General features: G+C 75.1%; 23 protein-coding genes. 12 read left to right on the plus strand and 11 right to left on the minus strand.

Going from position 1 to position 21,752, the window contains the following annotated elements:
* Window positions 1-41 precede the first annotated feature (41 nt).
* The 4 genes from ACI792_RS00845 to ACI792_RS00860 all read left to right on the plus strand — a co-directional run bounded on the left by ACI792_RS00845 (window position 42) and on the right by ACI792_RS00860 (window position 4,120).
* A complete protein-coding gene (locus ACI792_RS00845) occupies window positions 42-1,523 on the plus strand; it encodes an AlkA N-terminal domain-containing protein (RefSeq protein WP_456600900.1) in 1,482 nt (493 codons plus the stop codon).
* Entirely contained in the window at window positions 1,523-2,056 is a 534-nt protein-coding gene (locus ACI792_RS00850; protein ID WP_456600901.1) for a methylated-DNA--[protein]-cysteine S-methyltransferase, read from the plus strand. The genes ACI792_RS00845 and ACI792_RS00850 overlap by 1 nt, the downstream gene beginning before the upstream one ends.
* A 103-nt stretch (window positions 2,057-2,159) precedes the next feature.
* Window positions 2,160-3,242 (plus strand): DNA recombination protein RmuC, encoded by a 1,083-nt coding sequence (locus ACI792_RS00855; RefSeq protein ID WP_456600902.1) that lies wholly within the window; start codon window positions 2,160-2,162, stop codon window positions 3,240-3,242.
* A 188-nt stretch (window positions 3,243-3,430) separates the two neighbouring features.
* A complete protein-coding gene (locus tag ACI792_RS00860; RefSeq protein ID WP_456600903.1) occupies window positions 3,431-4,120 on the plus strand; it encodes a DUF6542 domain-containing protein in 690 nt (229 codons plus the stop codon).
* A 74-nt stretch (window positions 4,121-4,194) separates the two neighbouring features.
* On the opposite strand, the gene ACI792_RS00865 is transcribed toward ACI792_RS00860, so the two are convergent.
* On the minus strand, window positions 4,195-5,166 hold the full coding sequence (locus tag ACI792_RS00865; RefSeq protein ID WP_456600904.1) for a 4-hydroxy-3-methylbut-2-enyl diphosphate reductase: 972 nt from the start codon (window positions 5,164-5,166) through the stop codon (window positions 4,195-4,197).
* Between the two features lie 137 nt (window positions 5,167-5,303).
* On the opposite strand from ACI792_RS00865, the gene ACI792_RS00870 reads away from it, so the two are divergent.
* The 3 genes from ACI792_RS00870 to ACI792_RS00880 all read left to right on the plus strand — a co-directional run bounded on the left by ACI792_RS00870 (window position 5,304) and on the right by ACI792_RS00880 (window position 8,122).
* A complete protein-coding gene (locus tag ACI792_RS00870; RefSeq protein ID WP_456600905.1) occupies window positions 5,304-6,470 on the plus strand; it encodes a hypothetical protein in 1,167 nt (388 codons plus the stop codon).
* A gap of 186 nt (window positions 6,471-6,656) precedes the next feature.
* Window positions 6,657-7,907 carry an exodeoxyribonuclease VII large subunit gene (xseA, locus tag ACI792_RS00875; RefSeq protein ID WP_456600906.1) on the plus strand — a complete coding sequence of 417 codons (1,251 nt, stop codon included), beginning with the start codon at window positions 6,657-6,659 and terminating at the stop codon, window positions 7,905-7,907.
* Entirely contained in the window at window positions 7,904-8,122 is a 219-nt protein-coding gene (locus tag ACI792_RS00880; RefSeq protein ID WP_456579294.1) for an exodeoxyribonuclease VII small subunit, read from the plus strand. Before xseA ends, ACI792_RS00880 begins: the two co-directional genes overlap by 4 nt.
* Before the next feature lie 21 nt (window positions 8,123-8,143).
* Here ACI792_RS00880 and ACI792_RS00885 read toward each other — a convergent pair whose 3' ends face one another.
* Both ACI792_RS00885 and ACI792_RS00890 read right to left on the minus strand, forming a co-directional pair.
* Window positions 8,144-8,425: a hypothetical protein gene (locus ACI792_RS00885; RefSeq protein ID WP_456600907.1), complete on the minus strand. Its 282-nt coding sequence runs from the start codon at window positions 8,423-8,425 to the stop codon at window positions 8,144-8,146.
* 125 nt (window positions 8,426-8,550) lie between these two features.
* Window positions 8,551-9,180, minus strand: a complete 630-nt coding sequence (locus ACI792_RS00890; RefSeq protein ID WP_456600908.1) for a DUF4245 domain-containing protein — start codon at window positions 9,178-9,180, stop codon at window positions 8,551-8,553.
* 101 nt (window positions 9,181-9,281) lie between these two features.
* On the opposite strand from ACI792_RS00890, the gene glpX reads away from it, so the two are divergent.
* The gene (glpX, locus tag ACI792_RS00895) at window positions 9,282-10,331 is read left to right on the plus strand and encodes a class II fructose-bisphosphatase (RefSeq protein ID WP_456600909.1); all 1,050 of its coding nucleotides are present in this window, start codon (window positions 9,282-9,284) and stop codon (window positions 10,329-10,331) included.
* 27 nt (window positions 10,332-10,358) lie between these two features.
* On the opposite strand, the gene ACI792_RS00900 is transcribed toward glpX, so the two are convergent.
* Window positions 10,359-10,988, minus strand: a complete 630-nt coding sequence (locus ACI792_RS00900; protein WP_456600910.1) for a DUF1707 domain-containing protein — start codon at window positions 10,986-10,988, stop codon at window positions 10,359-10,361.
* A gap of 267 nt (window positions 10,989-11,255) precedes the next feature.
* Between ACI792_RS00900 and ACI792_RS00905 the strand changes: the two genes are divergently transcribed.
* The 4 genes from ACI792_RS00905 (at window position 11,256) to ACI792_RS00920 (ending at window position 16,620) form a co-directional block, all read left to right on the plus strand.
* Window positions 11,256-12,686, plus strand: coding sequence for a class II fumarate hydratase (locus tag ACI792_RS00905; protein WP_456600911.1), 1,431 nt, complete (start codon window positions 11,256-11,258; stop codon window positions 12,684-12,686).
* A gap of 100 nt (window positions 12,687-12,786) precedes the next feature.
* Entirely contained in the window at window positions 12,787-14,076 is a 1,290-nt protein-coding gene (locus ACI792_RS00910) for a citrate synthase (RefSeq protein WP_456600912.1), read from the plus strand.
* Window positions 14,077-14,203: 127 nt separating this feature from the next.
* Window positions 14,204-14,395 (plus strand): hypothetical protein, encoded by a 192-nt coding sequence (locus ACI792_RS00915; protein ID WP_456579301.1) that lies wholly within the window; start codon window positions 14,204-14,206, stop codon window positions 14,393-14,395.
* A gap of 182 nt (window positions 14,396-14,577) precedes the next feature.
* Entirely contained in the window at window positions 14,578-16,620 is a 2,043-nt protein-coding gene (locus ACI792_RS00920) for an NlpC/P60 family protein (RefSeq protein ID WP_456600913.1), read from the plus strand.
* Between the two features lie 59 nt (window positions 16,621-16,679).
* On the opposite strand, the gene ACI792_RS00925 is transcribed toward ACI792_RS00920, so the two are convergent.
* From ACI792_RS00925 to flgL, 7 genes are all read right to left on the minus strand, one after another.
* Window positions 16,680-17,450, minus strand: coding sequence for a hypothetical protein (locus tag ACI792_RS00925; protein ID WP_456600914.1), 771 nt, complete (start codon window positions 17,448-17,450; stop codon window positions 16,680-16,682).
* Window positions 17,447-17,788 carry a hypothetical protein gene (locus tag ACI792_RS00930; RefSeq protein WP_456600915.1) on the minus strand — a complete coding sequence of 114 codons (342 nt, stop codon included), beginning with the start codon at window positions 17,786-17,788 and terminating at the stop codon, window positions 17,447-17,449. Before ACI792_RS00930 ends, ACI792_RS00925 begins: the two co-directional genes overlap by 4 nt.
* Before the next feature lie 367 nt (window positions 17,789-18,155).
* Window positions 18,156-19,256, minus strand: a complete 1,101-nt coding sequence (locus ACI792_RS00935) for a flagellar biosynthesis protein FliA (protein WP_456600916.1) — start codon at window positions 19,254-19,256, stop codon at window positions 18,156-18,158.
* A gap of 70 nt (window positions 19,257-19,326) precedes the next feature.
* Window positions 19,327-19,833, minus strand: a complete 507-nt coding sequence (locus tag ACI792_RS00940) for a hypothetical protein (protein WP_456600917.1) — start codon at window positions 19,831-19,833, stop codon at window positions 19,327-19,329.
* Window positions 19,834-20,033: 200 nt separating this feature from the next.
* On the minus strand, window positions 20,034-20,339 hold the full coding sequence (csrA, locus tag ACI792_RS00945; protein WP_456579307.1) for a carbon storage regulator CsrA: 306 nt from the start codon (window positions 20,337-20,339) through the stop codon (window positions 20,034-20,036).
* 88 nt (window positions 20,340-20,427) lie between these two features.
* Complete coding sequence (gene fliW, locus ACI792_RS00950) at window positions 20,428-20,868, minus strand: flagellar assembly protein FliW (RefSeq protein ID WP_456600918.1); 441 nt, start codon at window positions 20,866-20,868, stop codon at window positions 20,428-20,430.
* Window positions 20,868-21,752: a flagellar hook-associated protein FlgL gene (gene flgL / locus ACI792_RS00955; RefSeq protein WP_456600919.1), complete on the minus strand. Its 885-nt coding sequence runs from the start codon at window positions 21,750-21,752 to the stop codon at window positions 20,868-20,870. Before flgL ends, fliW begins: the two co-directional genes overlap by 1 nt.

Genomic DNA, 21,752 nt, shown 5'->3' on the forward strand with positions numbered 1-21,752 from the left:
ACCGCCGGTGACCACCTCGGGCGGGCTGCCATGCTCGTCCCATGACGCAGTCGCTGGACCACGAGCGCTGCTACCGCGCCGTCGCCGGCCGGGACGCGCGCTTCGACGGCTGGTTCGTCACCGCGGTGCGCACCACCGGCATCTACTGCCGCCCCTCCTGCCCGGCCCGCACGCCACTGGCCCGCAACGTCTCCTTCTTCTCGACGGCCGCCGCCGCGCAGGGAGCGGGCTACCGCGCCTGCCGGCGCTGCCGCCCGGACGCCGTCCCCGGGTCGCCCGAGTGGGACGTGCGCGCCGACGTCGTCGCCCGCGCCATGCGGCTGATCGCCGACGGGGAGGTCGAGCGGTCGGGGGTCCCGGGCCTGGCCTCCCGGCTCGGCTACTCCGAGCGCCAGCTGCACCGGCTGCTCGTGGGCGAGCTCGGCGTCGGGGCGCTCGCCCTGGCCCGGGCGCGACGCGCGCAGACCGCCCGGGTGCTGCTGGAGACCACCGCGCTGCCGGTGGCCGACATCGCCTTCGCCGCGGGGTTCGCCAGCGTGCGCCAGTTCAACGACACGGTGCGCGAGGTGTTCGCCACCACCCCGACCGAGCTCCGCCGCGCCCGCCGGAGCACCCCCACCGGGCAGCCCGGCTGGCTCACGCTGCGGTTGGCCGCCCGGGCGCCCTACGCCGCCGAGGAGGTGCTGCTGTTCCTGGGCGCCCACGCCGTGCCCGGCCTGGAGGAGTGGGACGGCACGACGTTCTCCCGCGTCCTCGACCTCCCGCACGGCCCCGCGGTGGTCCGGCTCTCCCCGGCAGCCGACGGCGGCCCGTCGGTGACGGCGCGGTTGCGGCTGACGGAGCTGCGCGACCTCGGGGCGGCGGTGAGCCGCTGCCGCCGGATGCTCGACCTCGACGCCGACCCGGCCGCCGTCGACGACGTCCTCGGCGCCGACCCGGCCCTCGCCGCGCTCGTCGGCGGCGCGCCCGGGCGCCGGGTGCCGGCCTCGCCCGACGCCGCGGAGCTGGCCGTCCGCGCGGTGCTCGGCCAGCAGGTGTCGATCGCCGGGGCGCGGACGCTCACCGCCCGGCTCCTGGCGGCCGGCACCCCGCTGGCCGAGCCGGTCGGCTCGCTGACCCACGCCTTCCCCCGCCCTGCCGCGCTCGCCGGCGCCGACCTCACCGAGGTGGGGCTCACGGGGGCGCGCCGGCGCACGGTGTCGGCCCTCGCCACCGCGCTGGACCAGGGCGGCATCGCCCTCGACCCGGGCGCCGACCGGGAGGAGGCCGGCCGCGCGCTGCTCGCCGTCCCGGGCATCGGCCCCTGGACGGCGGCGCTGGTCGCGCTGCGCGGCATGGGCGACCCCGACGTCTGGCTCCCCGGCGACCTCGCGCTGCGCCGGTCGCTGGCCTCGCTCGGCAGCTCCGACGCCGAGGCCGCCACCCGCTGGCGGCCGTGGCGGTCCTACGCCGTGATGCACCTCTGGGCGCTCGCCGCGCCGTCGCTGTTCACCCGCACCCCCGCCCTCGTGAGGAGCGCCTGATGACCACGCCCACCCGCCACGCCACCGTGAGCACCCCGCCCGGCCCGTTCACCGTCGTCGTCGAGACCGACCCCGACGGGCGGGACGTCGTGCTCGCCAGCGGGTGGACCGCCGAGGTCGCCGACCTCCTCGCCGTCGTGCACCCCTCCCTGCGCCCCGCGCGCAGCGAGGCCGCCGCCCACCTGCCGGTGCTCGACGCGGTCGAGGAGTTCCACGCCGGCCGGGTCGGCGCGATCGACGGCGTCGCCGTCCGGCAGCGCTCCGGCCCCTTCCTGCAGGAGGCGTGGGACGTGCTGCGGACCGTGCCCCCCGGGCGACCGGACACCTACGCGGCCTTCGCCGCGCGCTGCGGCCGCCCCGCCGCGGTGCGCGCGGCGGCCAACGCGTGCGCGCGCAACGCGGCGGCCCTGTTCGTGCCCTGCCACCGGGTGCTCGGCTCCGACGGCGGCCTGGGCGGCTTCCGCTGGGGGACGCCGGTCAAGCGCTGGCTGCTCGACCACGAGGCGACGCACTCCGGGGTGCCCGCCGGCTGAAGGACCACCTTCCCCCGCCTCGCACGCCCCGCGCGGGCCCCTGGCGGGCGGCCCTTCCGCCACCTCGCGCGAACTGTCGGACCTCTCCGGCAGGGTCCTGCCCATGGACGCCGCTTCCCTCTTCCTCGGGCTCCTCCTCGGCGCGCTGCTCGGTGCCGCCATCGCGCTGGGCGTCGTCACCCTGCTCGCCCGGCGCCGCCCGGAGGAGGCGGGCCTGGAGCCGGTGCACGAGTCGCTGGACCACCTGCACCGGCTGCTCGCGGGCATGGAGCGGGCCCGGGCCACCGCGCACGGAGAGCTGCGGGAGCAGATGGGCACCGTCGGCCACGCCTCGGCCCAGCTGAAGCACGAGACGGCCGCGCTGGTCACCGCGCTGCGCACGCCGCACGTGCGCGGGCGCTGGGGCGAGGTGCAGCTGCGGCGGGTGGTCGAGGTCGCCGGCCTGCTCGAGCACTGCGACTTCGTCGAGCAGCCGGGCGGCACCAACGACGAGGGCGCCGGGGTCCGCCCCGACCTCGTGGTCACCCTCGCCGACGGCCGGCAGGTGGTGGTCGACGCCAAGGTGCCGTTCACCGGTTACATCGAGGCGGTGCAGGCCGAGGACCGCGACGTCCGCGCCCAGCGGATCGCGGCGCACGCCCGGCAGCTACGCACCCACGTCGACCAGCTGGCCGCCCGCCGCTACCCCACCGCCTTCCGGCCCGCCGCCCCCTTCACCGTGCTGTTCGTGCCCTCCGACGGGTTCCTGACGACGGCGCTGGAGGCCGAACCCGGGCTGCTGGAGTACGGCTTCGCCCGGGACGTGGTGCTCGCGACCCCGAGCACCCTGCTGGCGCTGCTGCGCACGGTCGCCTACTCGTGGCGGCAGGAGCGGCTGGCCCGCGACGCCGACCAGGTGCTCGAGGTCGGCCGGCGGCTGCACGCCCGCTTGAGCACGCTGTCGGGGCACCTGACCCGTCTGGGCTCGGCGCTCTCCACCACGCTCACCCGCTACAACGAGACGGTCGGCTCCTACGAGCGCTCGGTGCTGACCGCCGCACGCCGGTTCGACGACCTGGGGGTTGCGGAGTCCCCCGTTCCGGAGCCCGAGCCCGTCGAGGCGACCATCCGCGCGCTCCGGCCGACGGGCGACCTCGGGCGACTCGATGCGGCACCGGCAGAGGAGCGGGACGGCACCTCCGGCTGACGCCGGGACGACCCGGTGACCGGACTTCCTCCACCCCGCGCGTCACAGCCATCACCCTGGGTTGCTGGGCCCCCAACGGTCCCCCACGACGCGAGGGCGTCCTCCCACGAACTGCCAGCTCGGGTCGCTACCGTGGCTGCGTCGGGCGGCCAGTCGGGTCGTCCAGCGGAGCGGGACGGAGGTGCGCCATGGCCACGGCGAGCACGGCGGGCGCATGGCAGGGCGGAGGTCCGCCCGAGCGGCCGTACCCCGCGCGCGCACCGCGTCCTCCCGTGGGCAACGAGCGCCCATCCCGTCCCGTGCGCCCGGCCCGTCCCGGGGCACCCGTGCCCGGAGGCGCCGGCGAGCGCCTGCGCGCCGCCGAACGGGAGTACTCCGACGACCGGTTCGACGGGCCGGAGCCACCCCGGTCCCGCCGACGCGAGCCCGTCCCGCCGAGGCGCGAGCCCGTCCCGCCGCGGTCGGCGGGACGGCCCGCGCAGGAGCGTGGCCGGGCACGGACCGCGTCCCCGTCGTCGGCACCCGAGAGCCGCCTGCGCGGCTCGCTGGCCGTGCTCGGGATCTTCCTGCTGACCCTCGCCGGTGGCGCGCTCGACTCCTTCATCGGCGTCGGCCTGGGGCTGGTCACCCTGATCGCCCTCTCGGTGGGCGTCTCGGCGGGCACCCTGCTGGTCCGCCGCCGCGACCTGCTCACCGTCGTCGTCGCCCCGCCACTGGTCTTCACGCTGGTCGCGGTGGTCAACATCGCCCTGGCGCCCTCGGCGACGCTGAACCTGCCCACGCTGGCCACGCTGCTGGTGCGTGGCTTCCCGACCATGGCCGTCGCGACCGCCATCGCCGTCCTGCTGGGCATCGTTCGGCTGGTCACCCGCCGCTGACGCCTCCGACGACGAAGCCCCGGTCCGCTGCTGCGGACCGGGGCTTCGTCGTAGCGGCGGCTGGTCGCCGGTGCTCAGTCGCCGGTGTTCTGCTTGGCCTTCTCCGCCCGGCGCAGTTCGTGCGGGAGCGCGAAGACCAGCCGCTCCTCGGCGGCCTTCACCGTCTCGACGTCGGGGTAGCCGCGCGCGGCGAGGAAGTCGAGCACCTCGCTGACGAGGATCTCCGGCACCGACGCCCCGCTGGTGACGCCGACGGTGCCCACGCCCTCGAGCCATGCCTCGTCGATCTCGGAGGCGAAGTCGACCAGGTGCGAGTCGCGGGCCCCGGCCTCCAGCGCCACCTCGACCAGCCGCACTGAGTTCGACGAGTTGGTGGACCCCACGACGAGCACCAGGTCGCACTCGCCCGCCATCTGCTTGACCGCCTGCTGCCGGTTCTGCGTGGCGTAGCAGATGTCGTCGCTCGGCGGGGACTGCAGGCCGGGGAAGCGGGTCTTGAGCTGGTCCACCGTCGCCAGCGTCTCGTCGACCGAGAGCGTGGTCTGCGACAGCCACACGACCTTCTCCGGGTCGCGCACCTGCACGTTCGCGACGTCCTCGGGCCCGTCGACGAGCTGGATGTGGGCGGGGGCCTCACCGGAGGTGCCCTCGACCTCCTCGTGCCCACGGTGGCCGATCAGCAGGATGTCGTAGTCGTCGCGGGCGAAGCGCTTCGCTTCCTGGTGCACCTTCGTGACCAGGGGGCAGGTGGCATCGATGGTGCGCAGCTGCCGGGTGGCGGCCTCCTCGTGCACCGAGGGGCTGACCCCGTGCGCGCTGAACACGACGACCGAGCCCTCGGGCACCTCGTCGGTCTCGTCCACGAAGATCGCGCCGCGCCGCTCCAGGGTGGCGACGACGTGCTTGTTGTGGACGATCTGCTTGCGGACGTAGACCGGGGCGCCGTGGATCTCCAGCGCCCGCTCGACGGCGACCACCGCCCGGTCCACGCCGGCGCAGTACCCCCGGGGATCGGCCAGCAGGACACGTCCGCGCTGTTCAGCCATGCCAGCCATGGTAGTTGAAGGCCCCTGTGCCCCCCGTCACTCGCACGCTCGCGACGGGCCCTGCACGTGGCCGCCAGAACGGGTGGATTCGGCCACACCGGGTGTCGGTGCGGAGGTTCTGGGGCACGCTGTGCGGCATGTCCCGTGAGATCCCCGAGGTTGTCCGCGCCGCTGCCGGTCTGGCGGCGACCGTGCTCGACGAGGCGCGCAAGCTGCCCGAGACGCTGCCCGGCCTGCCGGTGCGCGTCATCGGCGTGGCCATGCAGCACGCCATGAAGGTCCAGCAGACCTACGCCGGGCTGGTCGCCCGCGGCGACGAGCTCCTCGTCGGGTTGCGCGGTGAGGGCGAACCGGGGCTGGCGACCTTCGACGACGACGACGACGAGCCGGTGACCGGCTTCCGCGGCTCCGCCTTCGACCGCGCCGACGGCATCACCGACGACGAGGTGGCCGACCTCCCCGACGACCCCGCCGCCGACGCGGTGGTGGCGGCCGTCGACGACCTCAGCCGCGAGCTGGTCGAGGACCTGGCCGACGGCGCCGAGGCCCTGGCCGACGGGGCCGACCGCGCTCAGGGCGTCCTGGCCGACGTGCCGGAGGATGCGATCAGCACCGAGGAGGTGCTCGAGGAGCTGGCGATCGACGAGGTCGTGCCCGAGGTCGCCGAGACCGACCCGCTCGACGAGACCTCCGGTGGTGAGACGGCCGCCGACGACGCGGTGGTCACCGAGGACGCCGGCGCCCTGGAGCGTGCGCTCCTGGAGTCCGAGCCCGCCCCCGCCGCCGCCACGACCGACGAGCAGGCCGACGTGCAGGCCGACGGCGCGGAGACCGTCGACGTGCTCACCCCCGACGGCGAGGTGGCGACCGTCGACGCGGCGGTCACCGACGAGGGCATCGCCGCCGTGGAGGAGCCGCAGGAGGACACCGGCACCGACGAGACGGTCGCCGCCACCGACGGCACGGCCACGGCCGCCACCGCCACGGACGCCGGTCCGGACGTCGCCGTGGACGAGAGCGGCAGCCCGGTCGCCGCCGCCACCGGTGCGCCGACCGACGGAGGCGACGCCGGCACCGACGGTGCGCCCGTCGGTGACCCGCCCGTCGACGGCTACGACGACTTCTCCATCGCCCAGCTGCGCGGCCGCCTCCGCGGCTACCAGCTGTCGACCGTCTCCGACCTGCTGGCCTACGAGCAGGCCACGCGGGCTCGCGACCCGTACCTGCGGATGCTGCGCAACCGGCTGGAGAAGCTCGAGGAGCAGGCCGTCGAGTCCAGCCCGCTGGCGCCGCGCGGAACCTGAGAAAGGCCCCTCTGCCCCCACGACCTCGCAGGCTCGGCGTGGCCCCTGCCGAGGGGCCGTCGGGGGCGTCGAGGGCCGTGTCGGTGCCGTCTGACACCCTCGGGGCATGGAAGAGGACCCCTCTGCTCCCCACGCCTCGCACGCTCGGCGTGGGCCCCTGCAGAGGGGCCACGGCAGGCTGACGGAATGACGGCTCCGTCGTCCCCGGAGTCGCCGTGGCCGGTCCGCACGGTGGCCCGCAAGGTGGCCGACTGGATCGGCCGGCTCGGCGAGGTCTGGGTCGAGGGTCAGGTCGCACAGCTGTCGCGGCGCGGCGGCGCGGCCACCGTCTTCCTCACCCTGCGCGACCCGGCGGCCGACCTCTCGGTCCCGGTCACCTGCCACCGCGACGTCGCCGAGCGCCCCGGTTTGGAGCTCACCGAGGGCGCCCGGGTGATCGTGCGGGCCCGCCCCGACTACTACGTCGCGCGCGGCTCCTTCTCGCTGCGGGCCACCGAGATCCGCGCCGTCGGGCTCGGCGAGCTGCTGGCCCGCATCGAGCGGATCCGCCGGCTGCTCGCCGCCGAGGGCCTGTTCGACCCGGCCCGGAAGCGGCCGCTGCCCTTCGCGCCCGGCGTCGTCGGCCTGATCACCGGCCGGGACAGCGCCGCCGAGCGCGACGTGCTGGTCACCGCGCGCCGACGGTGGCCGGCGGTGCGCTTCGCGTTGCACCACTGCGTCGTGCAGGGGCCGCAGGCGGCGGCGAACGTCATCGAGGGGTTGCTGAAGCTCGACGCCGACCCAGCGGTGGAGGTCATCGTCGTCGCCCGCGGCGGCGGCTCGGTGGAGGACCTGCTGCCCTTCTCCGACGAGGGGCTGGTCCGGGCGATCGCCGGCTGCCGCACCCCCGTGGTCACCGCCGTCGGGCACGAGACGGACACCACGCTGGTCGACCACGCCGCCGACGTGCGGGCCGCCACCCCGACCGACGCGGCGCACCGGATCGTCCCGGAGATCGGCGAGCAGCGCCGGCTGGTCGACGGGCTGCGCGCCCGCGCCCGGCACCTGGTCGCCGTCCGGCTGGAGCAGCAGGAGCGCTGGCTGGACTCCGTCCGCACCCGGCCGGTGCTCGCCTCCCCCGACCGCCTGCTGCACGGCCGGGAGGACGACGTCCTCGCCCTGCGCACCCGTGCCCGCCGAACGCTCACCCACCGCGTCGAGGGCGCCGAGCGGGACCTCGAGCACGCCCGCGCACGGGTGGCGGCGCTCTCCCCCGCCGCGACGCTGGAGCGCGGCTACGCCGTGGTGCAGCGGGCGGACGGCGCGCTGGTGCGCGACCCCGCCGAGGTGGCCGACGGCGAGCTGCTGCGGGTGCGGGTGGCCGGTGGCCGCCTCCCCGTCCGCGTCGACCGCGACGCGGCCACCGACCCCACCACCGCCCAGGAGGAGCCCGCATGAGCGCCGACGAGCGCACCCCCGAGCCGACGACGACCTACGAGCAGGCGCGGGAGGAGCTGGCCGACGTCGTGCGGCGGCTGGAGGCCGGCGGGCTGACGCTCGAGGAGTCGCTCAACCTCTGGGAGCGCGGCGAGCAGCTGGCCGGGCTCTGCCAGCACTGGCTGGACCGGGCCCGGGAGCGCCTGGCGGCCGCCGCGCCCGCCGACGAGGGCTGAGCGCCCCGGGCCGGCGGCGGCTCAGGCGGATCGGCTCAGGCGAGGCTCCTGCGTGAGCACGAACCCGGCGTGGGCCAGGGCCGCCAGCAGCCGGTCCACCCGCTGCTCCACCGCGGGCGCACCCGGAGCGGAAGCGCTGCCGGCGTCCTCGTCGAGGTAGCGCGCCAGCACCGTGCGCACGTCCACCGGCCCGGCGAGCGGGACGTCCACCGGGATCCGGGTCACCATCCCGCAGTCGCAGGACCCGCCCTCGGCCGGAGGCCGGTGGTCGCCGCTGGGGCAGTAGTCCTCGTGCTCGGGCATCCGGGTTCTCCTCGCTGGGGTGGGTTCCACGGGCGTCGACCCCACACTGCCGCCGGAGCGCTCCCCCCGCGGCCGGACGCACCGAGGCGTTCCCGTCTCGTGACCTGGGCGCGGGCGGACGCGGCTCACCCTGAGAAGGGCTCCACGGCCTCGGCGACCTCGCGCAGCTCGTCGTCCGCGGCCGAGCCGGTCACGACGAGGGTGACGCCGTCGGCGACCCGCGAGAGGGCCGTCTCCCCCCGCTGCGTCGTGGACCGGACCCACTCCTCGCCGTCGATCTGCACCGCGCCGTCCTCCGTCGCGCCGCTCAGCACCGCGTCGACGGCCTCGGCGTCGGCGTCGTCGGTCACCACGTAGCCGGCGTAGGCGCCGGCCGGCGTCACGTAGCCCAGCTGCACGGTGACCGGGGAGCCCTCGGGGGCGGTGCCGGCGTCGGTGCGGATGCTCGTGGGCCGGTAGCCCTCGTCGAGCGCGGGGATCAGCAGGGGGTAGACCGCCCGCGCCTCGGCCAGCCGCAGCGTGCTGGTCGGGTCGACCTCGCGGATCGGGTCGTCGGGGTTGTTGCGGAACGCCTGCCAGCCCACGACGAGCAGGCAGACGACGACCAGGGGCAGCAGGGAGCGGAGCATGTTCCCGGCGCTCAACCGGTTGGCCCGCTCGACGGCGGACACCGGTGGCGGCACGGCCTCGGCCCCGGGAGCGGCCGCGTCGTCGGGGTGCGGGGGACGCTGGCTCGTCGGGCCGGATCCGGTCATTCCCCTAGGATCGCAGGCGAGCTCTCCCCGCCTCGCCGCCTCCCGGTGCGCGCCCCCCGCGTCCCGGGTGGGGAGGACAGGGTCCAACTCCTGGAGGTCCTGTGTCGCTGCCCCTTCCCGACGGCCCGCTGCCCCCGGCCTCCGGACGCCCGTTCAGCGCCGACCGCCCGGCGCCCGACCGCAACCTGGCCCTCGAGCTGGTGCGGGTCACCGAGGCCGGTGCCATGGCGGCCGGCCGCTGGGTGGGGCGCGGCGACAAGAACGGCGGCGACGGCGCGGCGGTCGATGCCATGCGCGCGCTCATCGGCACGGTGCGCATGAAGGGCGTCGTGGTCATCGGCGAGGGCGAGAAGGACGAGGCGCCCATGCTCTACAACGGCGAGCAGGTCGGTGACGGCCAGGGGCCGGAGTGCGACGTCGCCGTCGACCCGGTCGACGGCACCACCCTGATGGCCAAGGGCATGCCCAACGCCATCGCCGTCATGGCCGTCGCCGAGCGCGGCGCCATGTACGACCCGTCCGCCGTCTTCTACATGGAGAAGCTCGCCACCGGCCCGGCAGCGGCCGACGTCGTCGACATCACCGCCCCGGTGGCCGAGAACATCCGCCGCATCGCGAAGGCCAAGCACAGCTCGGTCGGCGACGTGACCGTCTGCATCCTCGACCGGCCGCGCCACGAGCAGCTGGTCCAGGAGGTGCGCGAGGCCGGCGCCCGGATCAAGTTCATCACCGACGGCGACGTCGCCGGCGCGATCGCCGCGGCCCGCGAGGGCACCGGGGTCGACCTGCTCCTGGGCATCGGAGGCACCCCGGAGGGGATCATCACCGCGTGCGCGCTGAAGTGCATGGGCGGCGCGCTGCAGGGCCGGCTCTGGCCCAAGGACGACGACGAGCGGCAGAAGGCCCTCGACGCCGGCCACGACCTCGACCGGGTGCTGCACATCGACGACCTGGTGCGCGGCGACGTCTTCTTCGTCGCCACCGGGATCACCGACGGGGAGCTCCTGCGCGGGGTCCGCTACAGCGCCGGCGGGTGCACCACCCAGTCGCTGGTCATGCGGTCCCGGTCGGGGACGATCCGCTCGATCGACAGCCTGCACTCGCTGGAGAAGCTGCGCGCCTACTCCGCAGTCCCCTTCGACCGGGACTGAGCCATCGCGGTCCTCCGGATCGCGGTGTCACGGCAGGCGGCGGGCGGCGAGCCGGTCCATCAGCGCCTTCCAGCGGCTGGGCGAGTCACCCGGCGCGAGGCTGCGCAGGCGGAGGTCGCCGAAGGTCGCCTTCGCCTGGACGACGACCAGGGGGGTGCCCGCCAGCCTCGGCACGGGGGCGAGCTGCACCTTCCGGTCGCCGAAGACGGTCCGGCCGTGCAGCTCCCCGTCCACCCCCTCGGCGAGGATGACGTCGATGTCGCCGAAGACGGTGGTGGCCGTCAGGTCGATCCGGTCGGCGCCGGTCCGCAGGCCGCGCAGATCGATGCGGATGTCGCCGAAGACGGTGCTGACGCGCCGCGGCGGGGTCGTGGTGACCGTCAGGGTGACGTCGCCGAAGACGCTCGACAGCTCCTCGACCGGGCGCTGCCCCACGATCTGCACGCGCGGTGCCGCGTCGAGGGGCAGGTCGGCCACCAGCTCGTCGAGCTCGGCCCGGGTCACCGCCGCGTAGGCCGCCTCCGCGCGCTGGCCGAACTCGTCGAGGTCGATCCGTCCCTCGCCGACGGCCGTCTGCAGCTGCGCCACCACCAACTCCCGCTCGGCATCGGAGACCCGCACGGCCGGCGGGCGGGAGGGGTCCTGGGGGGCGCTCACGCACCCGGAGGCTAGCCGAGCAGGAGCCGTGCGCAGGTGCCCATCGTCACGCCGGCTCGGTGCCGACCATGACGGTGCAGGCCATGACCCGGCCCCCGCAGGTGCCGGCGCACTTCCTCGTAGGCCGACAGCGACGGTGACCACCGGCGACGACGGCGCACGCCCCTCCGCGACTGCCCGGGCGAGGGCGGGACCGGCACCCTCGCCCACGGGTGTCTAGGGTCCCGTGCGGAGCCCTGTCACCATCCACACCCCCGGGAGCACAGCGTGGCCCAGAAGAACGGCGCAGCGCAGGACGGCAGCGGTCAGGACACCGCCGACTTCCGCATCGAGCACGACTCCATGGGAGAGGTCCGCGTCCCCTCCTGGGCCAAGTGGCGGGCGCAGACCCAGCGCGCCGTCGAGAACTTCCCCATCTCCGGCACCCCCATCGAGCGGGAGCTGATCGGCGCGCTGGCCGCCATCAAGGGCGCAGCCGCCACGGTCAACGCCGACCTCGGGGTCCTCGACCGCGGGATCGCCGACGCCATCACCGCGGCCGCCGGCACGGTGGCCCGCGGTGACTGGGACGACCACTTCCCCATCGACGTCTTCCAGACCGGCTCCGGCACGTCGAGCAACATGAACACCAACGAGGTCATCGCCACCCTGGCCACCGAGTCGCTCGGCGCCCCGGTGCACCCGAACGACCACGTCAACGCCTCGCAGTCGTCCAACGACGTCTTCCCGTCGGCGATCCACATCGCCGCGACCCGCGCCATCGTCGTCACGCTCATCCCGGCCCTGCGGCACCTCGAGGCCTCGCTGCAGCGCAAGGCCGAGGAGTTCGCCGAGGTGGTCAAGAGCGGCCGCACCCACCTGATGGACGCCACCCCGGTGACCCTGGGCCAGGAGTTCGGCGGGTACGCCGCGGCCGTCCGCTACGGCGTCGAGCGGCTGGAGGCCTCGCTCCCCCGCATCGGCGAGCTGCCCCTCGGTGGCACGGCCGTGGGCACCGGCATCAACACCCCGCCCGGGTTCGCCGCCGCGATCATCGAGAAGCTCGCCGCCGAGCTCGACCTCCCGCTGAGCGAGGCCCGCGACCACTTCGAGGCGCAGAGCTCCCGTGACGCCCTGGTCGAGGGCTCGGGCCAGCTGAAGACGATCGCCGTCGGCCTGATCAAGATCGCCAACGACCTGCGCTGGATGGGCTCGGGCCCGCGCACCGGCCTGGGCGAGATCCAGCTGCCCGACCTGCAGCCGGGCAGCTCCATCATGCCGGGCAAGGTGAACCCGGTCATCCCCGAAGCGGTCATCCAGGTCGGCGCCCAGGTGATCGGCAACGACGCCGCGGTGACCTACGCCGGCACCACGGGCGTCTTCGAGCTGAACGTGACGCTGCCGCTCATGGCGCGCAACGTGCTGGAGTCGATCCGGCTGCTGGCCAACGTCAGCCGGCTGCTCGCCGACCGCTGCGTGGACGGCATCGTCGCCAACGTCGAGCAGTGCCGCACCTACGCCGAGTCCTCCCCCTCGATCGTCACCCCCCTGAACAAGTACATCGGCTACGAGGAGGCGGCCAAGGTGGCCAAGCAGTCGCTGGCCGAGCAGAAGACGATCCGCCAGGTCGTCGTGGAGCGCGGGTACGTCGAACAGGGCAAGCTCACCGAGGCCCAGCTCGACGAGGCCCTGGACGTCCTCTCGATGACCCACCCGTGAACCGGCGCGGGGCGGGAGCGCACGGATCGGTGCCGCTCCCGCCCCGCGCCGCGACGGGTCGTGCCGCGAGCGGGCCTCCGAGGGGTTAGCGTCGTCCCCGATGACCGAGACTGACGTATCCCTGCGCTACCCCGGTGGCGAACTGCCCATGGCCGTCAAGCAAGGGACCGAGGGTTCCGACGGCATCGACACGAGCAAGCTGCTGGCCACGACCGGCAAGGTCGCGCTGGACATCGGCTTCGTCAACACCGCCTCCTGCACGTCGGCGATCACCTACATCGACGGCGACGCCGGCATCCTGCGCTACCGCGGGTACCCGATCGAGCAGCTGGCGGAGAAGTCCAGCTTCCTGGAGGTTACCTACCTGCTGATCTACGGCGAGCTGCCCACGGCCGACCAGCTCGGCGGGTTCGACCAGCGGATCCGGCGGCACACGCTGCTGCACGAGGACCTCAAGCAGTTCTTCAACGGCTTCCCGCGCGACGCCCACCCGATGCCGGTGCTCTCGTCGGCGGTCAGCGCCCTGTCGACCTTCTACCAGGACTCGCTGGACCCCTTCGACGAGGAGCAGGTGGAGATCACCACGCTCCGTCTGCTCGCGAAGCTGCCGACGATCGCGGCCTACGCGTACAAGAAGTCGGTCGGCCAGCCGTTCCTCTACCCGGACAACTCCTGCGGGCTGGTGGAGAACTTCCTGCGGATGACGTTCGGCTTCCCGGCCGAGCCCTACGAGCAGGACCCCGAGCTGGTCAAGGCGCTGGACCAGCTCTTCGTCCTGCACGCCGACCACGAGCAGAACTGCTCGACGTCGACGGTCCGGCTGGTGGGCTCCTCGCACGCCAACCTGTTCGCCTCCGTCTCCGCCGGCATCAACGCGCTGTTCGGCCCGCTGCACGGTGGCGCCAACCAGTCGGTGCTGGAGATGCTCGAGGCCATCCGGGCCGACGGCGGTGACATCCCGCGGTTCGTCGAGCGGGTGAAGAACAGGGAGCCCGGCGTCAAGCTCATGGGTTTCGGGCACCGGGTCTACAAGAACTACGACCCCCGGGCCGCCATCGTGAAGTCGACCGCGGACACCGTGCTCGACAAGCTCGGCGGCAACAACGAGCTGCTCGACCTGGCCCGTCAGCTCGAGGAGATCGCGCTCAACGACGAGTTCTTCATCCAGCGCAAGCTCTACCCGAACGTCGACTTCTACACCGGGCTGATCTACCAGGCGATGGGCTTCCCGACGCGGATGTTCACCGTGCTGTTCGCACTGGGCCGGCTGCCCGGCTGGATCGCGCAGTGGCGCGAGATGATCGCCGATCCCGCCACGAAGATCGGTCGCCCGCGGCAGGTCTACACCGGCGAGACGGCTCGGGACTACCTGCCCGTCGACGCGCGCTGAGCCACGCCCCCCGCCCTCTGGTGACGGGGACCGCCCGGGCCGGGTGACCCTCCGGGGTCACCCGGCCCGTTGCATCGGCGGCCGGGTTCCCTACGGTGGGTGCGCCCCCATCTCGAGAGGACCGTGCATGGCCGAGCTCCACGACGAGGACCTCCTCGTCCTGCCGCCCATGCCGCTCGCCACCGGCCGGTTGCTGGAGCCCGACGGCGAGGGCCCCCCCGTCCGCATCACCAAGCTGGAGTTCGTCGTCTCCACCGAGGACGGCGGCGAGCTGCGGATCCCCCTGGAACACCGGCACGGCGCCTGGTGGGCGCCCTGACCCACCGGCCCGGCGCACCAGTGCCCGGCTGGTCCCCCGAGGTTCACCCCACCCCGGACGGGTGACCTCTTCTCGTCGCCTTTCAAGCACCTCCCCCGGCGCGTCGATGGATGGCGGAGAGCTCCTGACCCCAGCGGTCCGAGGAGCCGCATCCGTCACGACGAGATCGCCCGGGGGACGCAGTGCCTGCATCGCGGACGCCCGGCCGCGCGACCGCACCCCGCACCGCGTCCTCGGCCTCCGGCCGCACCCCGGCCGGCGGGAAGCGCGCCACGGCCCGACCGCCCCTGACCCCGGCGGAGGCCCGGGCACTGCGCGAGGCGCTGGCCCTGCGCCAGGCCGCCGCGGCGCGCCCCGGCACCACCCCCGAGCAGCTGGCCGCTGCCCGTGCGGCGCTCGCCGCCCGCTCCGGCGGGGCCGGCACCCGGCGCCCGGCGGGGTCCCCCGGCACCCGCGGCCGCCCGGCCGGCGGTCGCGCCGCCGTCCGGCGCACGCCCGCCCGCGGCCGGCGCGCCCGGGCAGAGGCTCCGCACCGCCGCGCCCCGCGGACCGGTTCCCGCTGGCCGACGCGCCTAGGCGTCGTCGCGACGAGCGCCCTGCTCGTCCCCGCGGCCCTCGCGGTGCTGCTGCCCGGCGCGCAGTCGCCCGACAGCGGCGGCTCCGCGCCCGACCCCACCACGCTCGCGCTCACTGCGCGCAGCTCGTTGCTGGAGCAGGCCGATCTGTACTCCCAGCTCGCCGACGAGGCCGACCAGCGGCGCAGCCGCCTCGAGGAGGCGCTGGCCGCCGAGGAGGCCGCCCGCGCCGAGCTCGCTGCCCGGCGGCAGACCGTGGGGACCGGGGCGGCGCGGCTCTACCGGGCCGACGGCACCAGCCGCTACCCGGTGCTCGGGCTCGACCTGGACCAGCCGCGCAGCACCACCGGCTCGATGATGCGTCAGGCGCTCGCCGACCGGGCCGAACGCGCACTCGTCGGCGACGTGATCAGCGCCGAGCGCACCGCCGTCCTCCTGCAGGCCGCCGGCACCCGCGTGGCCGACGCACGGGCCGCCCTGGCCGCCATCGAGCAGCGCGCCGCCGAGGTCCTCGCCGCCGTGCGCGCGGAGGCGGGCGAGCTCCCCGCGGAGGTCACCGGCCGGCTCGCCGGGCTGGGCGCCGTCCCCGCGGCCGGCGCGCAGCAGGAGCGCAACGAGGCCGCGACGCGGCGCTGGCAGGACTACCTCGGTCGGCTGGCCGCGGCCGGCATCGCCCCGCCACCGGCGTCCGCGCTCACCGATCCCGCCGCCTTCCCGCCCGGCCTCTCCCCGGCCCTGGACGCCGACGGGCAGCCCGTCCCCGGGGTGGCCTGGGCCGTGATCGGCAGCGAACCGGTCGCGGTGCCGGCGGCGGAGACCGTCGCCGCGGTGAGCAACGCGCTCTCCCAACTCGGCAAGCCCTTCCTCGCGGGGAGCGCCGGCCCGGAGACCTACGACTGCGGCGGCTTCACGGCCGCGTCCTGGCTGCTGGCCGGGTACGCCCTGCCCGGCGACCCCGGCGCCCAGTGGGCCTCCGGCGCGTCGGTCCCGCCCCGGGACGTGCAGATCGGCGACCTCGTGTTCGCACCCGGCGGGCGGGACGTCGGCATCTACCTCGGCGAGGGCGAGGTCGTCGGCGCCTCCGCCGCCTCGTACCAGGTCGCCGTCAGCTCCATGGCGGCCGGGTCGTCGGCGGTGCGGGTGACCCTGCCGCGCCCGGCCGAGCCGAACCCGGCGTTGCCCGTCGGCGTCGGCACGGGCGCGTGCGGCGCCCCCCTGCCCGCGCCGGGGAGGGTCGACCCGCAGTGGGGCGGCTGGTCCAACGGCCGGATCCCCGCCGAGGCGCTGTGCCGGCTCGGCGTCGCCCGCCACGCGCTGCGCTGCGACGCGGCCGCCGCCTACGCGCAGCTGGACGCGGCCTACGAGGCCGAGTTCGGCACCCCCCTGCAGATCACCGACTCCTACCGGTCCTTCGGCGCGCAGGTGGCGGCGTTCCACGCCAAGCCGGCGCTGGCGGCCGTGCCGGGGACCTCCAACCACGGCTGGGCCCTGGCCATCGACCTCGGGGGCGGCGTCAACGTGGCCCGCACGCCGGAGTGGAACTGGATGACGGCCAACGCCGCACGCTTCGGCTTCGTGCAGCCCGACTGGGCCCGGCCCGGGAGCGAGAAGCCCGAGCCCTGGCACTGGGAGTTCGGCTCCATCTCCTGAGCAGGGACCCCGTCCTCCTCACCGCTCGCAGGCTCGCGCGGAGGCTCCGGACGGGGCCGTCAGATCCAGGGCAGGTCGACGACCGAGCGCCAGGGCAGCGTCACGCTCGCCTCGCTGGCCTGACCGGCGAGCCGCCGCGCGACACCGGGGTCCGCGCAGGCCACCGGCCGGTGCGGCGTCACGACCACGTGCATGTCCGGCAGCGTCAGGCCGCGGTCCGCGATCCGCTGCATCATCAGCTCGGGGGCGACCAGGGCCGCCGAGGCGAGCACGGGCACCGCCCGGTGCGACCAGAGCGCCAGCGGGCCCTCGACCCGCAGCTGCAGGGGCACCTCGTGCGCCCGGCCGGTCGCCGCGGAGCGGACCCGGTGCAGCTCGGCCGCCCGCGCCCCCGGCGAGGGCGCCCAGGCGACGGCGAGCTCCCCGCGCACGACGACGACGGTCCAGCCCACCGCGGTCTCCGACCGGTCCGCCCAGTCGAGGGCGGCGATGCCCGCCGCGGCGGCGGCCGCGTCGGTCACCGGCCGCCGGTCGACCCACGTGCGCAGGGCAGCGGCGATGCCCGCGGCGGTGCCCGGGATGCCCGCGCGGCTCATGTCGTCGGCCAGGTCGGTGAGGGGCACGCGCTGCACCCGCTCGTCCTCCTCGAGGTGCAGGACGGTCCCCGCGCCCGGGCGCCGGACCAGCCGGAGGTGCAGGTGGGACGAGGCCAGGTGCGGCAGAAGCTGCGTGGCGACGTCGTGCAGGTCTGCGACGTCCACCGGCGCGGCGCGGAACCGCTGCAGCAACCCCCGCGGAACGGTGCTGGTGCCGAAGGGGCCGGGCGTCACGAGCGGCTCCGGGCGCCGAGGAGCCCGCGCAGCCGGGCGGGCAGGGCGGGCAGCCCCAGCACCGCGCCGAGCTCGGCCGGGCTGAGCCGGATCGGCAGGACGTCGTCGTCCCACCCGGTGGCCAGGCGCACGCGCGCGGTGGAGGCCGGCCACACCGCCTCGCGGGCGGCGGCCACGTGGAGCTCGGTCAGCACGTCCTGCAGGATCGTGGACACCGGGTGCGCCGGGCCGTCGAGGGCGGTGCGCACCGAGGCGGCCAGGAGCTCGCGGGCGGTGGCGTCCAGCCAGTGCGGGACGAGCGCGGCGGAGCCGGGGTCGTCCGCGGGCAGCGCGCTCACCGGGCCCCACCCCGGTACCACGCCCCGGTCGCCGCGCAGGGCGTGCGGGCCGGGCGGCGGGTCCTCGGGCGGGGTGTCACGGAGTGGATATCGGCAGGTTCATGGCCTGTTCGACCCTGCGACTGAGCCTTTTCCGTATCGGATCTCCGGGCGTGTCCGTCCCGTCCCGGGCGTCACCCGTCGACGCCATCCGGCCCCGGACGACGAGATCCCGCGACGTGCCGGAACGGCCCCCTTCAGGGACCCCGGTGACGTGCTGGAACGGCCCCCTTCAGGGACCCGCCGCGAGCAGGTGACGGGCTGGAACGGCCTCCCTGCAGGGCCCCGCGCCGAGCGCGCGAGGTGCGGGGGGCAGGGAGGTCCTTTTTCAGTCGGCGAGCTCGGCCAGCCGGTCCTTGAGCGCCTTCTCGACGCGGTCGGCGTAGACGTTCATGTTCCGCACCGAGGTGTTGAGGTCCGCCGACAGCTGGGTCTTGGTGCGTCCCCCCCACGTCGTCAGGTACCAGGTCGCCCAGCCGAGCACGTTGGGCTGGCCGGCGCGCTGGTCGCGGCGCGCCTCCGGGTCCGGCGCGCAGGCGGCGGTCAGGGCGTGCGAGAGCAGGGTCTGCTCGGCCTCGCCCATGATCTCGTCGGGCGCCTCGGAGGAGTCGGGCAGCAGGATCTCGGTGGCGTCGGGGGTGCCGTCCAGCGACTGCAGGTTCCGCAGCCCGTTGAGCGTGGCGACGGTCTGGGAGTTGCGGCGCAGCGTGGCGACGCTCTGCCCCATGTAGGTGGCGAGCTCCTTCTCACTCGGCCGGCGCTGGTGCTCGGCCATGAAGGCGGCGATCGCCTTCTGCTGCTTGTGCTCCGTGTCGGCCGCGGTGCGCCCGTGCGCGTTGCGCCCGAGGTCGTGCACCCACTTGGACAGCTGCGTCGCCAGGAAGGCCCCGAAGGGAACCGACTTCGTCTCGTCGTACTGCGCGACCGCCTTGAGGATCCACTCGAACACCTGCTGCCCCAGGTCGTCGGGGTCGGGCAGGTGCAGCCGGATCGTGCTCATGTTGCGCTGCAGGCGCTTGAGGCTGATCGGCCCGTAGTGCCGGCACAGGTCGTCCAGGAACGCCGGCGGGAGGTCGCGGGGCGCGCGACGGCGGACGTCGGTCTCCGCGCGGAGGCCGATCGTGGTGGTACCCCGACCGGCGCACCATGCCTTGACCCAGTCGGCCAGCACGGCGGCCGAGCCGCAGGCCCCGTCCACGCGGTAGAGCCCGTCGCCCTGGTCGTAGCTCACGGTCACGCCGTCGGGCAGGACCTGGCGGAACTCGTCGAGCGGGAGTTCGCGGTCCACGCGGAAGTGCACCCGGTCGCGGGGCGTGATCGGCGCCAGGGCCCACCCGTCGGACTCGGGGATGCCCCCGAACACCAGAGGCTGCCGGGTGCGGGACCGGTCGTCGTCGGCGGAGGTCGGGAAGGGGATGCGGTCGGGCATCGGAGCTCCTGGCACTACGGGGAAGAAGGGGGCGCCGGGCGGCCGGCACCCCGCACTGCACGGGAGGCGGTCAGGCCGGGATGCGCTCCCCCGGACCGGGGCGGCGCGGCGACGGGACGAGCGGGACGGGAACCGGGGCGGCGGGCAGCGCCTCGAGCACCTCGACCGGCAGGGCGTCGGCGCGGGCCGCACCGGCGGCGGCGTGCTCGAGGAGGGTCGCGGCGGCGGCGCGCTCGGCGCTGCTGGGCTCGGCCGCGTAGACCGGCATGTGGTCGTACAACGAGGTGAAGACCGCCGACACGAAGGCGTAGGCCGCCTGCGCCTGCGGCGAGAACTTCGCCACGGCGGCTCGCGGGCCGAGGTCGACGCCGACGGTCACCCGGACGACGCGGTCGTCCTTGCTCAGGCCGGTGACGGCGACGGCCACGTCCTCGTGCTCGGCGGCCAGCGCGGCGAGCGCCGCCAGGCACTTGCGGGTGGCGCCCCGGCGAGGTCGCAGCTGCACGTGGACCACCACGGACTCCTGGTCGCCGGTCTGGTCCCCCGCCACCGAAGCGGTGAATGCGTTGCGTGCCATCTTGATCGCCCCCTGTCACTTGCTTGGGGAGGAATCTGCCGCATGCACGCAGCGGACACGGCACACAACTCGCTGTGTCCCACGCATTATGAGGGCGAAGCTTCGGCAATAGTTGCCCGTGTCGCGGTCAGGTCAGCTCGTTGCCCCGTCAGATTGGCGCGGTCTGCCGAGGTGGGCCCCCCGGCGACCGTGAACATCTGTCACTCAGCGCCGCGTGCAGCCTCCGCGGGACCGGCGTCGGCCGGCACGGCCGCCTCGAGTTCCGGCGCGTCGGCGACCGCGGTCGGCGCGAACGCCGCCAGGGCGCCGAGCGTGTCCGCGGTGACCTGCGCCGCCAGGAGGTTGGCCTCGGCGATCTGCCGGTAGACCTCCTCGCGGTGGATCGCGATCTCGCGCGGCGCCTTGAAGCCGAGGCGGACGGTGCCGCCCCGCACCTCGACGACGTGGACCTCGATGTCGTCGCCGATGCGGATCGTCTCGCCGACGCTGCGGGTGAGTGTGAGCACGAGTACCCCTCCATGGGTGTGTGATGGCCGTCCGTGGCGTCGCCCGCCGGGGCAGGCGTGAAGCCGCGTCGGGACGCGGCCACCGAGGTTATCGGCGCAGGCGCCGCCGAAGGGGAAGGCCGCCGTCATCCAGCACGACCTGGCGGGCCCGGTGGGTCGCGGGGGCGACGACCACCGGGGCCCGCAGGTTCGCCGTCGCCCGGGCCACGTCGCCGTCGGGCACGGTGACCAGGCAGAAGACCCGCGCCTGCGCCGGGTCGGCGATCCCGAGCTCCGCCTGCACCGCCCCGGGCAGCACCGGCGCGTACCCGGGGAAGAACTCCCGGGCCGGCACGGCGAGGAACCGGGGCCCGTCCGGGGCGACCGCCTGGAGCCAGAAGAGCAACCCGGCGGTGTCCGCGCCGACCAGGACGTAGTCCCGGTGTCGAGGGAAGCCCGGCAGCGGCTCGACGAACGACAGCACCTGGACCGGGGGCGGAGCCGGAGCCGTCGTCGGAGCCGCTGCGGGGTGGTCGGCGAGGGTGGTCATCAGCGGAGGTAGTCCAGCAGCGTGGGGGTGATGGTCTTCGCCGTCGCGGCGAGCGCCGCCTCGTACGCCGTCTGCTGCATCTGCAACTTCATGATCGTGTTGGGCAGGTCGATGTTCTCGACCTCGGCGAGCCGGGTCTGCAGGCTGATGCCCTGGTCGACGTTGATCTGCCCCTCCCGCTCGACGCGGGCCGACCGCGCACCGACGTCGGCGATCGCCGACTGCATGCGGTTCATCAGCCCGTCCAGCTCGGCGAGGTCGGTCTCCAGCGCCGCCGGGTCACCGGTGAGATTGGCGGCGATCCGGTCGACGACGGCGAACAGGTCGGCACCGACCGGTCCGAAGGCCTCGGGGCCGCTGACGTCGATGCGCACGCTCTCGGTCGCCGACACGCGGCGCGACACCTGGGCGGTGTCGAGGCCGATGAAGGCCCCGGTGTCGGGGTCGTAGGCTCGCGGCCCGGTGCTGATGCCGCCGAACAGGGGGCGGCCGGCGACCGTGGTGTTCGCCAGGCCGAGCAGGCTCTCCCGCAGTGCTGAGGCCTCCGTGGCGAGGGCCTGCCTCGCGGTGCCGGACATCGCGCCGGTGTTGGAGCCCTGCACGGTGATGTCCCGGACCTTGCGGGTCACGTCCATCATCTGCTGCAGGGTCGAGTCGGTCTGGTTGAGCCAACTCTGCCCGTCGGAGATGTTGCGCGCGTACTGCGCCACCGCGTCCTGGTCCGAGCGCGTCTGCATCGCGCGGTTGGTCCCGGTGGGCGAGTCGGACGGTGCGCTGACCATCCGGCCGGAGGTGAGCTGCTGCTGGAGCTTGCCGAGGGCGTCGAGGTTGGCATTGAGGCCCTGGAGGCTGGTGAGCGCGACGGCGCGCTGGGTGATCCGCAT

Source organism: Blastococcus sp. SYSU DS0669 (assembly GCF_054050895.1).

What these genes read in the sequence shown, in the direction of transcription:
- ACI792_RS00845 (WP_456600900.1), top strand. Translation starts at nt 42, where the DNA reads ATGACGCAGTCGCTGGACCACGAGCGCTGCTACCGCGCCGTCGCCGGC.
- ACI792_RS00850 (WP_456600901.1), top strand. Translation starts at nt 1,523, where the DNA reads ATGACCACGCCCACCCGCCACGCCACCGTGAGCACCCCGCCCGGCCCG.
- ACI792_RS00855 (WP_456600902.1), top strand. Translation starts at nt 2,160, where the DNA reads ATGGACGCCGCTTCCCTCTTCCTCGGGCTCCTCCTCGGCGCGCTGCTC.
- ACI792_RS00860 (WP_456600903.1), top strand. Translation starts at nt 3,431, where the DNA reads ATGGCCACGGCGAGCACGGCGGGCGCATGGCAGGGCGGAGGTCCGCCC.
- ACI792_RS00865 (WP_456600904.1), bottom strand. Translation starts at nt 5,166, where the DNA reads ATGGCTGAACAGCGCGGACGTGTCCTGCTGGCCGATCCCCGGGGGTAC.
- ACI792_RS00870 (WP_456600905.1), top strand. Translation starts at nt 5,304, where the DNA reads ATGTCCCGTGAGATCCCCGAGGTTGTCCGCGCCGCTGCCGGTCTGGCG.
- xseA (WP_456600906.1), top strand. Translation starts at nt 6,657, where the DNA reads ATGACGGCTCCGTCGTCCCCGGAGTCGCCGTGGCCGGTCCGCACGGTG.
- ACI792_RS00880 (WP_456579294.1), top strand. Translation starts at nt 7,904, where the DNA reads ATGAGCGCCGACGAGCGCACCCCCGAGCCGACGACGACCTACGAGCAG.
- ACI792_RS00885 (WP_456600907.1), bottom strand. Translation starts at nt 8,425, where the DNA reads ATGCCCGAGCACGAGGACTACTGCCCCAGCGGCGACCACCGGCCTCCG.
- ACI792_RS00890 (WP_456600908.1), bottom strand. Translation starts at nt 9,180, where the DNA reads ATGACCGGATCCGGCCCGACGAGCCAGCGTCCCCCGCACCCCGACGAC.
- ACI792_RS00910 (WP_456600912.1), top strand. Translation starts at nt 12,787, where the DNA reads ATGACCGAGACTGACGTATCCCTGCGCTACCCCGGTGGCGAACTGCCC.
- ACI792_RS00915 (WP_456579301.1), top strand. Translation starts at nt 14,204, where the DNA reads ATGGCCGAGCTCCACGACGAGGACCTCCTCGTCCTGCCGCCCATGCCG.
- ACI792_RS00935 (WP_456600916.1), bottom strand. Translation starts at nt 19,256, where the DNA reads ATGCCCGACCGCATCCCCTTCCCGACCTCCGCCGACGACGACCGGTCC.
- ACI792_RS00940 (WP_456600917.1), bottom strand. Translation starts at nt 19,833, where the DNA reads ATGGCACGCAACGCATTCACCGCTTCGGTGGCGGGGGACCAGACCGGC.
- fliW (WP_456600918.1), bottom strand. Translation starts at nt 20,868, where the DNA reads ATGACCACCCTCGCCGACCACCCCGCAGCGGCTCCGACGACGGCTCCG.
- flgL (WP_456600919.1), bottom strand. Translation starts at nt 21,752, where the DNA reads ATGCGGATCACCCAGCGCGCCGTCGCGCTCACCAGCCTCCAGGGCCTC.